Origin of the sequence: Arthrobacter sp. ok909, assembly GCF_900104405.1 — a bacterium.
Classification (GTDB): Bacteria; Actinomycetota; Actinomycetes; order Actinomycetales; family Micrococcaceae; genus Arthrobacter; species Arthrobacter humicola.
In genome coordinates this window covers 21,167-34,442 of sequence record NZ_FNJS01000017.1, presented here as the reverse complement: position 1 = coordinate 34,442, position 13,276 = coordinate 21,167, and the positions used below count along the sequence as shown (strand labels likewise).

General features: G+C 67.7%; 12 protein-coding genes and 2 tRNA genes. 13 read left to right on the top strand and 1 reads right to left on the bottom strand.

Annotation, left to right across the window (positions count from 1 at the left end):
- The 11 genes from BLR03_RS14250 to BLR03_RS14200 all read left to right on the top strand — a co-directional run bounded on the left by BLR03_RS14250 (position 1) and on the right by BLR03_RS14200 (position 9,040).
- Entirely contained in the window at positions 1 to 1,239 is a 1,239-nt protein-coding gene (locus BLR03_RS14250; protein ID WP_091253662.1) for a hypothetical protein, read from the top strand.
- A 198-nt stretch (positions 1,240 to 1,437) separates the two neighbouring features.
- A complete protein-coding gene (gene rsfS / locus BLR03_RS14245; protein ID WP_091253659.1) occupies positions 1,438 to 1,839 on the top strand; it encodes a ribosome silencing factor in 402 nt (133 codons plus the stop codon).
- 165 nt (positions 1,840 to 2,004) lie between these two features.
- Positions 2,005 to 2,077, top strand: a tRNA-Ala gene (locus BLR03_RS14240).
- Positions 2,078 to 2,231: 154 nt separating this feature from the next.
- Positions 2,232 to 2,307, top strand: a tRNA-Ala gene (locus BLR03_RS14235).
- A 227-nt stretch (positions 2,308 to 2,534) separates the two neighbouring features.
- Positions 2,535 to 3,356: an amino acid ABC transporter substrate-binding protein gene (locus BLR03_RS14230; RefSeq protein WP_091253656.1), complete on the top strand. Its 822-nt coding sequence runs from the start codon at positions 2,535 to 2,537 to the stop codon at positions 3,354 to 3,356.
- Between the two features lie 36 nt (positions 3,357 to 3,392).
- On the top strand, positions 3,393 to 4,058 hold the full coding sequence (locus tag BLR03_RS14225; RefSeq protein ID WP_175460558.1) for an amino acid ABC transporter permease: 666 nt from the start codon (positions 3,393 to 3,395) through the stop codon (positions 4,056 to 4,058).
- Positions 4,045 to 4,842, top strand: a complete 798-nt coding sequence (locus BLR03_RS14220; RefSeq protein ID WP_091253653.1) for an amino acid ABC transporter ATP-binding protein — start codon at positions 4,045 to 4,047, stop codon at positions 4,840 to 4,842. The genes BLR03_RS14225 and BLR03_RS14220 overlap by 14 nt, the downstream gene beginning before the upstream one ends.
- 85 nt (positions 4,843 to 4,927) lie before the next feature.
- Positions 4,928 to 5,287, top strand: coding sequence for a zinc ribbon domain-containing protein YjdM (locus tag BLR03_RS14215; protein ID WP_091253650.1), 360 nt, complete (start codon positions 4,928 to 4,930; stop codon positions 5,285 to 5,287).
- A gap of 26 nt (positions 5,288 to 5,313) precedes the next feature.
- Positions 5,314 to 6,444 carry an NAD(P)-binding domain-containing protein gene (locus BLR03_RS14210; RefSeq protein ID WP_091253647.1) on the top strand — a complete coding sequence of 377 codons (1,131 nt, stop codon included), beginning with the start codon at positions 5,314 to 5,316 and terminating at the stop codon, positions 6,442 to 6,444.
- A gap of 49 nt (positions 6,445 to 6,493) precedes the next feature.
- Entirely contained in the window at positions 6,494 to 7,669 is a 1,176-nt protein-coding gene (locus tag BLR03_RS14205; protein ID WP_091253644.1) for a class I SAM-dependent methyltransferase, read from the top strand.
- Between the two features lie 168 nt (positions 7,670 to 7,837).
- Complete coding sequence (locus BLR03_RS14200) at positions 7,838 to 9,040, top strand: ROK family transcriptional regulator (RefSeq protein ID WP_091253641.1); 1,203 nt, start codon at positions 7,838 to 7,840, stop codon at positions 9,038 to 9,040.
- Between the two features lie 39 nt (positions 9,041 to 9,079).
- On the opposite strand, the gene BLR03_RS14195 is transcribed toward BLR03_RS14200, so the two are convergent.
- Positions 9,080 to 9,283: a hypothetical protein gene (locus BLR03_RS14195; protein ID WP_091253639.1), complete on the bottom strand. Its 204-nt coding sequence runs from the start codon at positions 9,281 to 9,283 to the stop codon at positions 9,080 to 9,082.
- A 431-nt stretch (positions 9,284 to 9,714) separates the two neighbouring features.
- On the opposite strand from BLR03_RS14195, the gene BLR03_RS14190 reads away from it, so the two are divergent.
- Both BLR03_RS14190 and metE read left to right on the top strand, forming a co-directional pair.
- Positions 9,715 to 10,716, top strand: a complete 1,002-nt coding sequence (locus BLR03_RS14190; protein ID WP_091253637.1) for a methylenetetrahydrofolate reductase — start codon at positions 9,715 to 9,717, stop codon at positions 10,714 to 10,716.
- 44 nt (positions 10,717 to 10,760) lie between these two features.
- Positions 10,761 to 13,115: a 5-methyltetrahydropteroyltriglutamate--homocysteine S-methyltransferase gene (gene metE / locus BLR03_RS14185; protein WP_091253634.1), complete on the top strand. Its 2,355-nt coding sequence runs from the start codon at positions 10,761 to 10,763 to the stop codon at positions 13,113 to 13,115.
- The last annotated feature ends 161 nt before the right edge of the window (positions 13,116 to 13,276 follow it).

Below are 13,276 nucleotides of genomic sequence, written 5' to 3'. Positions count from 1 at the left end.
ATGAGTCAGGAACAGCCTCCCATCCGCAGCCGCCGCGAACTGCGGCAGGCCAGAGATGAACGCCTGGACACTGCGGCACCGGACGAGCCGACCGAGGCCGAAACCACCGGCCGTATCCGCCGGGTAGCCGACGCTCCCGTGGACTCTGTGGGCGCCGGCGCGGAGCGGTCCTCCCAGGTCCGTGCCCGGGACCGTGCCGCGCTGCGCACCATCAAGGAACTCGCTGAAAAGGAAGGCCACCTGGCCGGAGGCGGACCGCCCACGCGACGCCAGCTGCGGCTCCTGCAGCTGGCCGCCGAAACCGCCCCGGCCACCCAGGCCAACACCATTGTCCCGGCCTCACCGCGGACCCGGGCCACCCCGGTGGTTTCCCCGTCCGGCAAGGACGCCGCCCGGAAAGACCCAGCTCAGAAGAACGCCGCCCCTAAAGACGCCGCCGGCAAGGACACGCCGCGAAACGACACCGGCGCCGGGGCGCCCAAGGCTGCCGGTGGCGGCGTCGGGCCCGGCGGCAAGACGCCCGAGGGCATGACTGTGGAGCAGGCGCTGGCCGCGCGCGAGCTCCTCGCGGCGCAGGCCCTGAACCAGATGGCCAAGATGGAGCACATCACGGCCACGGATCCCGACGCCGTTGATCCGGCCGTCCTGGCCGAGCAGATCGCCTTGGCCGAACGCGTTGCGATCCTTAACCGCCGTGCCGCCGCCAAGCAGAAGCTCGCAGAACAAAACAGCCAGCCCGCGGCGCCTCGCAACGATCCCACCACGGCCAACAATCTGGCCATGGTCACACCTTTGGAATTCGAGAAGGTTCCCGGCGTGGAGCGGCCCGTCATGAAGCGCCCTGCCACGTCGTATGTTCCGGTGGTCACCAACCCGGGTCCCCGGGTGGACGCGCCACGGAAACCCGGCCTCCGGCGCCCCGGACTGTCCCGCCAGCGGGCCGCCAGTCCTGCCGCCGGCCGGGCAGGCGTGCTGGCCCGGGCGGAAGCAGCCACTAAGGCAGGAACGGTCAAGCCACCAGCCACGGCTGCGACTGCTGCGGGGGAGACCGACGAAAGCCTGGTGGGCGGGGAGCCCGTGGCAGCGAATGCCGCCTATGGCCTGGATCCCCTGGATGCGGCGACCGCGGGACTGGGCCGGGCCCGGCGCCTGCGCATGATCCAGCTTGGCGTCCTGGCCCTGGGGATCGTCGCGCTCATCGCCGGCATCACGCTGATTGTCACCGGGCTGGCCCACTAGGGGCCGGTACCGTCCGCGCGAGGCCGTCAGCGCAGGGGGAGCGTTCCAGCTACGAGGCCCGTTGTCTCCGCCACAGCGGTTCGCTTGCAGCCTCCGCCACCGGCGCTTCCTCAGCCCGGATTTTTCAGTTCAGCTTTTGAGTTCATCTTTTGACCACAAAGTTTCATCACAAGAATTTTCATCACTACAAGGAGTCCCGTGACTGCAACCGATTCATCCATCACCACCGCCCGCCACGCAGCCCGCGCTGCCTCGGAGAAACTCGCCGAGGACATCGTGGCCCTGGACGTCAGCGAACGGCTGGCCCTGGCCGACGTTTTCCTCATCGCCTCGGCGCCCAGCGAACGCCAGGTCAACGCGATCGTGGACGGCATCGAGGACGAGCTCGCCAAGTTTGACCAGAAGCCCGTGCGCCGCGAGGGCCGCTCCGGCGGGCGCTGGGTGCTGCTGGACTACTCGAACGTCGTCATCCACGTCCAGCACGAGGAAGATCGCGTCTTCTACGCCCTCGAACGCCTCTGGAAGGACTGCCCCGTCGTCGATCTCCAGCTCGGCGATGACGCTTCCGCCAAGGCCACCGCAGCCACCGACGCCGAGTAGCAACCCCCGTACCGCCCGGGCCGCCGGAAGCTCAACAGAGCCGAATATGCCCGATTTGGAATTTTCGGAAAGGCTGTTCTAAGATATTTGAGTTGCTTCGGAGAGATCCGGACAAAGAACCGGAACTTTGCACCTCGGTAGAGGTGGTCGGAGCAGCGAAAATTCGGGGCTGTGGCGCAGCTGGTAGCGCACCTGCATGGCATGCAGGGGGTCAGGGGTTCGAGTCCCCTCAGCTCCACCGGAGAATCCGCCGGAATCGAAAGATTCCGGCGGATTTTTTTATGCTTGCGTGCAGGAAAGTGACGGTTCGGCGCGCCAATTGGCGCGGACGGCGATTGTGGTTTAGGCTATTCAGGTTGCTTCAGCGAGGACGGAACTTGCGAGGCAAATGAGGGGCTGTGGCGCAGCTGGTAGCGCACCTGCATGGCATGCAGGGGGTCAGGGGTTCGAGTCCCCTCAGCTCCACCAACTAAGGGAACCACCGGAAACGGTGGTTCCCTTTCTTGTACCCGCTTTACCCCCCATAGCTTGAATGCCCGTAGCGGTCGTATCCGTCAAGACCGTCTCATGAACGCTCGTCACATACCGTCATTTAGGGTCTCCACCCCGGGCCGGTCCTTGCTATCGTCGCTAGGAGACGGCCGCCCCGCAGCTTAGCTGGAAGGCCTTTTCCGGCTCCACTACGAAGGACCATCATGAAGCGCACACGACTTTCCGTAATTGGCCTCATCGCCGCAGCAGGACTCGCCCTGGCGGGGTGCGGCTCGGCGTCCACCGCCCCGGCCAGCTCGGCCCCGGCGGCCGGCGCAGACACCTCCTTGAGTGACGTCAAGAGCGCCGGTGTGCTCAAGGTCGGCACGGAAGGCACGTACAAGCCGTTCTCCTTCCACGCCAACGGCAGCGGCGAACTGACCGGCTATGACGTGGAGATCATCAACGCCGTCGCCGACAAGCTGGGCGTTAAGCCGGCTTTCCAGGAAACGCAGTTCGACGCCATCTTTGCCGGCCTTGACGCCAAACGGTTCGACGTCGTCGCGAACCAGATTTCCATCACGGACGAGCGCAAGGCGAAGTACGACTTCTCCACTCCCTACACGGTGAGCACCGGCGTCATTGTCACCAAGGCCGACAACAACAGCATTACGTCCTTCGACAGCCTGCAGGGCAAGACGACGGCGCAGTCCCTGACGAGCAACTGGTACAAGCTGGCGCAGCAGAGCGGCGCGAACGTCGAGGCCGTGGAGGGGTGGGCGCAGGCGATCACGCTGCTCAAACAGGGCCGTGTCGATGCCACCATCAACGACAAACTGACGTACCTCGACTCCCATAAGACGTCCCACGATGACAGCATCAAGATTGCCGCCGAGACGACGGACAAGTCGTTGAGCGCCTTCGCCCTGCGCAAGGGATCAACGAGCCTGACCGACGCCATCAACAAGGCCCTCGGCGAGCTCGCGGCCGATGGCACCCTGGCGAAGATTTCCCAGAAGTACTTCGACGCCGACGTCTCGAAGTAGCCCCGTGGAGACCGCCGAGGAACGCCGCGTCCGGGCATGAACATCAACTGGGAACTCGTGTGGTCCTCGCTGGGGCCCCTCCTGGCGGGTGCGATTGCCGGCACCATTCCGCTGGCGCTGGCCTCGTTCAGCCTGGGCCTCCTGCTGGCCCTGCTGGTGGCGCTCATGCGGCTGAGCCGCAACCGGGTGGTCTCGGCGGTCGCCCGGATTTACATCTCCGTCATCCGCGGGACCCCGCTCCTGGTCCAGCTGTTTGTCATTTTCTACGGGCTCCCGTCCGTCGGAATCACCATCAGTCCCTGGCCCAGCGCGATCATCGCGTTCTCCCTGAACGTGGGCGGCTATGCGGCGGAGGTTATCCGGGCCGCCATCCTCTCTGTTCCCAAGGGGCAGTGGGAGGCCGGCCACACCATCGGAATGTCGCGCCGCCAGACCCTCGTGCGGATCATCCTGCCGCAGGCCGCGAGGGTCTCGGTCCCGCCGCTGTCCAACACCTTCATCAGCCTGGTCAAAGACACCTCGCTGGCGTCACTGATCCTGGTCACCGAGCTGTTCCGCCAGGCGCAGCAAGTGGCGGCTTTCAGCCAGGAATTCATGCTGCTGTATCTGGAGGCAGCCGTGATCTACTGGATCATCTGCCTCGTCCTGGCCAGCGGACAATCCGCACTGGAGAAGAGATTGGACCGCTATGTCGCCCACTGAATCCCCGCTTCCGGGCGAGTCTGTCCCGGACGCCGCCCTGCTGACCGTCCGAGGGTTACGGAAGTCGTTTGGCGACCACGAAGTGCTGAAGTCCATCGATCTGGACGTCCGCCGCGGCGAAGTGGTCACGCTGATCGGGCCGTCCGGGTCGGGCAAGACGACTGTCCTGCGGTGCCTCAACGGCCTTGAAGTGCCCGACGCCGGCGTCGCGGAGTTCGCCGGGCAACTGACCGTCGACTTCTCCACGCCGATGGCGAAAAAGCAGGTCTACGGGCTCAGGGACCGCAGCGCCATGGTCTTCCAGCACTACAATCTCTTCCCGCACAAAACCGTTCTGGAGAACGTGATCGAAGGCCCGGTCCAGGTGCAGAAGCGGCCCAAGGCCGAGGCGGTTCAGGAAGCCCGCGAGCTCCTGGCCCGCGTCGGGCTGGCCGGCAAGGAGAACAGCTATCCGTTTGAGCTCTCCGGCGGGCAGCAGCAGCGTGTGGGCATTGTGCGTGCACTCGCCCTGCGCCCGCAGCTGTTGCTCTTCGACGAGCCGACATCGGCCCTGGACCCGGAGCTGGTCGGCGAAGTCCTGGCCGTCATCAAAGAACTGGCGGAAGAAGGCTGGACCATGGTGGTGGTCACCCACGAGCTCGCGTTCGCCCGTCAGGTGGCCGACGAGGTCATCTTCATGGACGGCGGGGTAGTGGTTGAACGCGGCCACCCGGACACCGTGCTGCGCAACCCGCGGGAGGAACGCACCCGGCAGTTCGTGGACCGGCTGCTGAACCCGTTCTAAGGCAGCGCTCCCGGGGTGACCAAAAGAGCCGACCAAAAGAGCCGGCTGAAAGAGCGGACCGAAAGAGCCGACTAAACTTGGGGACGTGAACGACTCCCTGCCCCCGTGCCCCGAATGCTCCAGCGAATACACCTACGAGATGGGGGCGCTCCTGGTTTGCCCGGAGTGCGCGCACGAATGGTCCGCGTCCGCGGAGACTGACACGGACGCCGAAACCCCGGCTGAGGCCGTCATCAAGGACGCCGTCGGCAACGTCCTCGCCGACGGCGACACCGTCACGGTGGTCAAGGACCTCAAGATCAAGGGCAGCTCCACGGTCATCAAGGTCGGCACCAAGGTCCGCGGCATCCGCCTCGTGAACGGCGTCGGCGACCACGACATCGACTGCAAGGTGGACGGTGTGGGCCCCATGCAACTCAAGTCCAGCGTCGTCAAAAAGATCTGACCGGGGGCGGGACCATTACCCCTAAGATGGTGCAGCCGGCCGACGTCGTCGTCATCGGCGCCGGCCAGGCCGGGCTGTCGGCGGCCTACCACCTGCAGCGACGCGGCTTCGTCGCGGCTGCCCCCAGCCCGGGCTCTGCCCAGGGCGGAACCGGAGGGCCTGCGGCGGATGCCCGGCCCGCCGGGACGTACATCGTGCTCGACGCCGAGGACGGCCCCGGTGGGGCCTGGCGCCACCGCTGGAAGAGCCTTCTCATGGCCACGGTCAACGGCATCAGCGACCTTCCGGGCCTCCCGCAGCCCGACGTCGATCCTGCCGAGGCCAGTTCCAGTTTCCTCACCCGCTATTTCGGCGGGTACGAACACGACCTGGGCCTCGCGATCGAGCGGCCGGTGAAAGTGCAGTCGGTGAGCCGGCAGGACACGGATCCCGCCGGGCGGCTGACCATCACCACCTCCCGGGGCACGTGGTCCGCGCGCGCCGTCATCAACGCCACCGGCACCTGGACCCGGCCGTTCTGGCCCATCTACCCGGGCCAGGCCAGCTTCCGCGGCCGGCAACTGCACGTCGCCGACTACGTCTCCGCCGACGAATTCCGTGGCCGTCATGTCATTGTGGTCGGCGGCGGGATTTCGGCCGTCGGGCTCCTCGATGAAATCTCCCGGGTCACCGGCACCACCTGGTTCACCCGTCGGGAACCGGTCTGGCGCGAGGCCGCGTTCGACCGGCAAGCCGGCCACGACGCCGTCGCCCTCGTGGAGGAGCGGGTGCGCCAGGGCCTTCCGCCGCAGAGCGTGGTCTCCGTGACGGGCCTGATCTGGACGCCGGCCCTGCGCGCCGCCGCGGCGCGCGGCGTCCTTGACCGGCACCCCATGTTCACCGCAATCGAGCCCGGGGGCGTCCGGATGGCCGACGGCAGCTTCCTGGCCGCCGACGTCATCCTGTGGGCCACGGGATTCCGGGCCGAACTCGAACACCTCGCCCCGCTGCACCTGCGCGGACCGGGCGGCGGCATCGCGATGGACGGCACCCGGGTCGCGGCCGAGCCCCGGGTCCACCTGGTCGGCTACGGGCCGTCCTCGTCCACCATCGGCGCCAACCGTGCCGGCCGGGCCGCCGTCGCCGGGATCGTCACACTGCTGGCCGGTTCGGGATAACGTGGAAGCTCATCACCCAAGCCCGAGAAGAAACGGCGGCACAACGCGCGTGGCGGACACCAACTTGGACTCACTCTTTGCCCGGCTGAGACGATTCCCGGATGTCGAGGCCGCCAACCTGCAGGCCTGGGACGCCACGGACAGACTCCTGCTGGACACTGCCCTTGAGATGCAGGCGGCCGGTTTGCTGCAGCCCGGGGGACGGCTTGCGGTTGTGGGGGACCGGTACGGTGCCGTGACCCTGGGTGCCCTGATGCTGGGCTTGCTGACGCTGGACTCCGTGGGGACGGGGGCGCCAGCCGTCCGCGTCCACCAGGACCTCATCACCGGTGAGCGGGCGCTGCGGGCCAACGCCGAGGCCCTGGCCCTCGAGGCCGGCTTTGAGCAGCTCCCGTTGGGCGCCCGGCTGCTGGAGGGCGCCTCGCTCGTCGTGCTGCAGTTGCCCCGGTCCCTGGCCGAACTGGAGGAAATCGCCGACGCCGTCGCCCGCTACGCGGCGCCCGACGTCGTGCTGCTGGCAGGCGGGCGCGTCAAGCACATGAGCCTGGGCATGAACGCGGTGCTGGCGCGTTACTTCGAGGACGTCCAGCCCCAGCTGGCCCGGCAAAAGTCACGGGTCCTGTTGGCCCGGCGCCCCAAGCCGGTCGCGGACGCCCCGCCGTTCCCGGTCACCGAGGTGAACGAGGAACTCGGGCTGACAGTCTGTGCCCGGGGCGCCGTCTTCGCCGGCACGGGGCTGGATATAGGGACCCGGTTCCTGCTGGACTTCCTGCCCCGGATGCCGCACGCCGCCCATGCGGTGGACCTGGGCTGCGGCACCGGAATCCTCGCCGCAATGTACGCCCGCGCCAACCCCGGCGCCCGCGTCACCGCCACGGACCGGTCAGCGGCCGCGGTCGACTCAGCCCTCGCCACGGCCCGCGCCAACGGCCTGGAGGACCGGATCGATGTGCTCCAGGACGACGCGATGAGCTCCCTGCCGGCGGGCAGCGCGGACCTGATCCTGCTCAACCCGCCCTTCCATCTGGAGGCGGCCGTCCACTCCGGCGCCGGGATCAAGCTGATCGAAGCGGCCGGCAGGGTGCTCGCCCCCGGCGGGGAGCTCTGGACCGTGTTCAACAGCCACCTGCACTACCGGCCGGCACTCGAACGGCTGATCGGTCCGACACGCGAGGTCGGCAGGAATCCGAAGTTCACCGTGACGGCCAGCACCCGACGGCCGTGAGGGTGAAACATTGTGTCCGAAAGGCGGATGTGTGGGCGCACGCCTGCACTTAACGTACGATTCTGACAACTGCTGTAGATAACTGCTGTATTGGGCCAATGACGTTTTGAGGTATCAGTGACCGAGATCCGGCAACCTTCGTCGAGGCGAGGGACCAACCTCCCCAAGATGGGTGATTTCAACCTCACGGTCATCCTGGACGCCATCCGGCGCGCGCCGGGCGGCATGAGCCGTGTGGAGCTGGCCCAGATCGTCGGACTGTCGCCGCAGACCATCTCCAATATTTCCCGCCGGCTGCTGGACCAGCACCTGATCGTCGAGGCCGGGAAGGAAGGCACCGGCCCGGGCAAGCCGCGGACCATGCTCCGGCTGAATCCCGCCGGGATGTACGCCGTGGGCGTCCACCTGGACCCGGCTGTGGTCACCTTCGTCCTGCTGGACCTGCTCGGCGCCGTCGTCAGACATTCACGGATCGCCACCCCGCCCGGCAGCGATCCCCGGGCGGTCATTGACACCATCGCAGCCGAAATCACCGGCCTCATCACCGAATCCGGCGTGGACCCGGCCCGGATCGCCGGGCTGGGGGTTGCCTCCCCGGGCCCTATCGACCTCAACGACGGCGCGGTGGTGGACCCGCCCCTGCTGCCCGGCTGGGACAACGTCCGGCTCCGGGACGCCCTCGCCGAAGCCACCGGCCTGTCCACCCTGATGGACAAGGACGTGACCAGCGCAGCCGTGGCAGAAACCTGGGCGGGCGGCCCGAGCGGCGAGGGCAGCTTCATCTTCATGTACATGGGGACCGGGATCGGTTGCGGGATCGTCCTCAATGACGAAGTCGTCCGCGGGGTCTCGGGCAACGCCGGGGAAATCGGGCACATCGTCGTGGACCCGGACGGCGCCCTCTGCGACTGCGGTCAGCGTGGCTGCGTGAAGGTCTCCGCCATTCCGCAGGTCCTCGTGGCGCAGGCCGAGGCTGCCGGGGTGCTGGACGGTTCGCGCGAGGACCGGAGTGCGCCGGCAGTCCAGGAGCGCTTCGCCCAGTTGTGCGAACTCGCCTACGGCGGAAACCAGCAAGCCATGGACATCATCGCCGGTTCCGCTGTTCTCGTGGCCCGGGCAGTCTCGGTCGTCACCAATGCCCTGGACGTGGACCGCGTGGTGTTCGGCGGCCCGTTCTGGGCGTGCCTGTCGGCGGCCTATCTGGAGCAGATTCCCGGACTCGTCGAGGCCAACAGCGCCACCCGGAAGATCCACGGCGTCGAGGTCGTGGGCACGGGCGTGGGGGACGACGTCGGCGCCGTCGGGGCAGCCTGCCTAGTCCTGGAGCACACCCTGGCACCCCGCTCGCAACGGCTCCTCCTGGAGGGCTGACGCCCTCGAGGCGTGAGGCTCCCGCGTGCCAGACAGGTTTCAGTCGATATCCTCAATGACCGTCCCGAACGGGATGGTCTCGTCCAGATGCGCCTGGTGGCCGGTCGGGCCGCGGTTGTAGGACACCCGCACCCCGTGCGTCTTTTCCGCGGCCGACTGCATGAGGACGGGCCGGACGGTGTTGATGAAGCTCTCGCTCTTGCCGGCGAGGTACTCCTGGTAGCTGGCTGGTAGCTGAATCATGGCAAAAGGATAGTCCTGAGCAGGGTCGATGGGGAGGGGCCGGAGGACAGGGCCGCGCAGCAACGGAATCAACCTCTCCGGCGAACATTGTTCTGCCCCGCCCGGAAATTAGCCGTAAAGGTGCGTCTTAATTCGGACGCCGACTTGAAGCGGGCCGTGCCGGGCCTCTAGAGTTCTATACAAGTTACCTCAGTAACGTGTCAGCGATCCTCCGCTGAAGGACGGCCCTTGGAAAAATTTCGCGGGCAGCCCAGGAGGGTGTGGGTGCCCCCATGTGGGCCTGACATTTGCTCACGGACAGCTTCGTATCAGGCGTACCAGTCGCGACTGCGCCCTGCAGGAGTTTCCTCCGTGTTCCCCAAACTCATTTCATTGGCGGCGGGACCCGTTTTTCCGGGTACTTCCGGCAGTGTTCACAGCCAAGGACGCAAATGTCACCACCTAGCCTTATTGACCCCCATCCGAATCTGGCCGGCGCGGCTCCCGTAGCGCTGTCCTATGAGCTGTTCCCGCCGCGGTCGGCCGCGGCCGCCGAATCGCTCTGGACCACCATCGGCGAACTCGAAGCCACGGACCCGGACTACGTGTCGGTAACGTACGGCGCCAGCGGCTCCAACCGCAGCACCGCCGTCGAGCTCATCAACCGGCTCGTGCAGGAAACCACGCTGCGACCCCTGGCCCACCTGACCTGCGTGGGGAACTCCCCGGAGGAACTGGCGGAGATCATCGGCGAACTGCTCGACGTCGGGGTCCGCGGCATTCTCGCCCTGCGCGGCGACCAGCCCAAGGACGGTGCAACCCCGCCGCCGGGTTCGCTCCGGTACGCCCAGGACCTGATCGAACTCATCCGCCGCGTGGAGCAGCGCCGGTCGGCGCTGCTGTGCGCCGGAAAGGTCGCGGTCGGCGTCGCCGCCTACCCGACCCGGCACCCGGAATCCCCGAGTGAGGCGCACGACGTCGAGGTCTTACTGGCCAAGCAGCGCTCCGGCGCCGACTTCGCCATCACCCAGGTCTTCTTCCACGCCGAGCAGTACGCGGACCTCCTGACCCGGGCACGCCGGGCCGGGGTGACGATCCCGATCATTCCGGGCGTCATGCCGCTGACCAGCCTCCGCCGGCTCGCCCGCCTCGGCGAACTGACCGGAGTGGAACCGGCGCCGGAACTCATCGAACGCCTCGCCGCTGCCGATACCGACGCCGAACGGACCCGGATCGGCGTCAGCGCCACGGTGGACCTCGCCAATGCCGCCCTGGACGCCGGAGCACCCGGCATCCACCTCTACACGTTCAACGAGCACGCCGCCGCCCTGGACGTGCTGGACAAACTCGCACTGCCCCGGCCGCGAACCGGCAACCGGCAGGGGGGAAACCGGCACAGCGGCGGACGCATCAACGCGTCCCGGCGTGCCGCCGCCCACCAGCTCGCGAGCTGACCACCCCTACTTCGTCATCTCAACGACCACTTCAAGGACTTTCCATGACTGAACAGCTCACCACCCCCTTCCCGTCCGCCTCGATCCTCGGCTACCCCCGCATCGGCCGCCGCCGCGAACTCAAGAAGGCCGTCGAGGCCTACTGGGCCGGCAAGATCGACGCCGCAGCCCTGGACGCCGCCGCCAAGGAGATCCAGCTCGGCACCGCCAAGCGCCTCCAGGGCCTCGGCCTGACCGAAGCCGCCGCCGTCCCCGGCACCTTCTCCTACTACGACCAGGTGCTCGACGCCGCCGCCCACCTCGGCGCCGTGCCGGCCCGCTTCGGCAACCTCCTCAACGCCGAGGGCCAGCTGGACATCGACGGCTACTTCACCCTGGCCCGCGGCAACAAGGACCAGCAGCCGCTGGAAATGACCAAGTGGTTCGACACCAACTACCACTACCTCGTGCCGGAAATCGGCCCGGAGACCAGCTTCGCGCTGACCTCCAGCCGGATCGTCGAGGAATTCGAGTACGCCCTCGCCAACGGTGTTCAGACCCGCCCGTACATCGTCGGCCCGGTCACGTTCCTGCTGCTGAGCAAGGCCTCCGACGACGCCCCGGCCGGCTTCAGCCCGCTGTCCCGCCTCGAGGACGTCCTCCCCGTCTACACCGCGCTGCTGGAGAAGCTTGCCGCCGCCGGCGCCAGCTGGGTCCAGCTCGACGAGCCCGCCCTCGTGGTGGACCAGGACACCCCGGCCGGGGAAATCCAGGCCGCCGTCGCCCGCTCCTACGAGGTCCTCGCCTCCGCGGCCCAGCGCCCGCAGCTGTTCGTCTCCACCCCGTACGGCGCGCTCTACGGCCAGCTCGGCACCCTCGCCGCCACCGGCATCGACGCCCTGCACCTGGACGTCTTCAAGGGCGAGGTTCCCTCCGCCGCGGCCCTCGCCGCGCTGGGCACCAAGACCCTCGTCGCCGGCGTCGTGGACGGCCACAACATCTGGCGCAACGACCTCGCGGCCTCCGCGAAGAAGGTCGCCGAGCTGCAGAAGTCCGTGGCCAAGCTCGCCATCAGCACCTCCACCTCCACCCAGCACGTCCCGCACGACGTCGACGAGGAAGTCCAGCTCTCCGAGCAGCTGCGCAGCTGGCTCGCCTTCGCCGACCAGAAGGCCGTCGAAGTTGTCACCCTGGCCGGGCTGCTGACCGACCCCCCGGCAACTGGTGTTCAGTCAAGGGATGTCCAGCCGGCCATCGACGAGGCCACCCGTGTCATCGCCTCCCGCGCCGAGGCAGAGGGCGTCCGCCGCGCCGACGTCCGGGCCCGCACCGCCGCCCTGACCGATGCAGACTTCAACCGCTCGGCCTACGCGGTCCGTGAGGCCGCCCAGGAGAAGGCGCTGCACTTGCCGCCGCTGCCCACCACCACCATCGGCTCATTCCCGCAGACCTCAGAGATCCGCACCGCCCGGGCCCGCGCCAACCGCGGTGACCTCACCACGGAGCAGTACGAGCAGCTCATGAAGGATGAGATCAAGCGCGTCGTGGAGCTGCAGGAAGAGCTCGGCTTCGACGTCCTGGTCCACGGCGAGCCCGAGCGCAACGACATGGTCCAGTACTTCGCCGAGAACCTTGAAGGCTTCGACGTCACCGTGCACGGCTGGGTCCAGTCCTACGGCTCGCGCTGCACCCGCCCCTCGATCCTGTGGGGCGACGTCACCCGCAGCGCCCCCATCACGGTGAAGTGGGCCGAATACGCGCAGTCCCTGACCAACCAGCCGATGAAGGGCATGCTCACAGGTCCGGTCACCATCCTGGCCTGGTCCTTCGTCCGCGACGACCAGCCCCTCGGCGAGACCGCCAACCAGGTGGCCCTGGCCCTCCGCGACGAGATCGCCGACCTCGAAGCCGCCGGCATCAAGGTCATCCAGGTCGACGAGCCCGCCCTGCGCGAACTCCTGCCGCTGCGCAAGGCAGACCAGGCCGCGTACCTGGACTGGTCCGTGAAGTCCTTCCGCCTCTCCACCGCCGGTGCCGCGGACGCCACCCAGGTCCACACGCACTTGTGCTACTCCGAGTTCGGCGCGATCATCGACGCGATCGACGGCCTCGACGCCGATGTCACCTCGATCGAGGCCGCCCGCTCCCGCATGGAGGTAGTGCACGACCTCGAGTCCCACGGCTTCGGCCGCGGCGTGGGCCCGGGCGTCTACGACATCCACTCGCCCCGCGTCCCCGGCGAGCAGGAAGTCACCGAGCTGCTCAGCACCGCCGTCAAGCACGTGCCGTCCCGCCAGCTCTGGGTCAACCCGGACTGCGGCCTGAAGACCCGCGGCTACGCCGAGACCGAAGAGTCCCTGCGCAACCTGGTCACGGCCACCAAGACGGTCCGCGCCGAGCTGCTGCAAGCAGCGAAGTAACAGCCGGCTGAACTGAACACGAGCTGAATCAACGACGCCGGCCGGTCACCTCGCAAGGTGACCGGCCGGCGTCGTACGTTTTCTGCTCATCGACTGCCGAGCAACCGCCGTTTTGAGCCCCCAAAAGGGCCGTTACGGAGCAGTCGATTCAGGCTTTCCCG

Coding starts and splice junctions, on each gene's coding strand:
- metE (WP_091253634.1), top strand. CDS start 10,761: ATGACTGAACAGCTCACCACCCCCTTCCCGTCCGCCTCGATCCTCGGC.
- BLR03_RS14225 (WP_175460558.1), top strand. CDS start 3,393: ATGAACATCAACTGGGAACTCGTGTGGTCCTCGCTGGGGCCCCTCCTG.
- BLR03_RS14230 (WP_091253656.1), top strand. CDS start 2,535: ATGAAGCGCACACGACTTTCCGTAATTGGCCTCATCGCCGCAGCAGGA.
- BLR03_RS14200 (WP_091253641.1), top strand. CDS start 7,838: ATGGGTGATTTCAACCTCACGGTCATCCTGGACGCCATCCGGCGCGCG.
- BLR03_RS14190 (WP_091253637.1), top strand. CDS start 9,715: ATGTCACCACCTAGCCTTATTGACCCCCATCCGAATCTGGCCGGCGCG.
- BLR03_RS14250 (WP_091253662.1), top strand. CDS start 1: ATGAGTCAGGAACAGCCTCCCATCCGCAGCCGCCGCGAACTGCGGCAG.
- BLR03_RS14195 (WP_091253639.1), bottom strand. CDS start 9,283: ATGATTCAGCTACCAGCCAGCTACCAGGAGTACCTCGCCGGCAAGAGC.
- BLR03_RS14220 (WP_091253653.1), top strand. CDS start 4,045: ATGTCGCCCACTGAATCCCCGCTTCCGGGCGAGTCTGTCCCGGACGCC.
- BLR03_RS14210 (WP_091253647.1), top strand. CDS start 5,314: ATGGTGCAGCCGGCCGACGTCGTCGTCATCGGCGCCGGCCAGGCCGGG.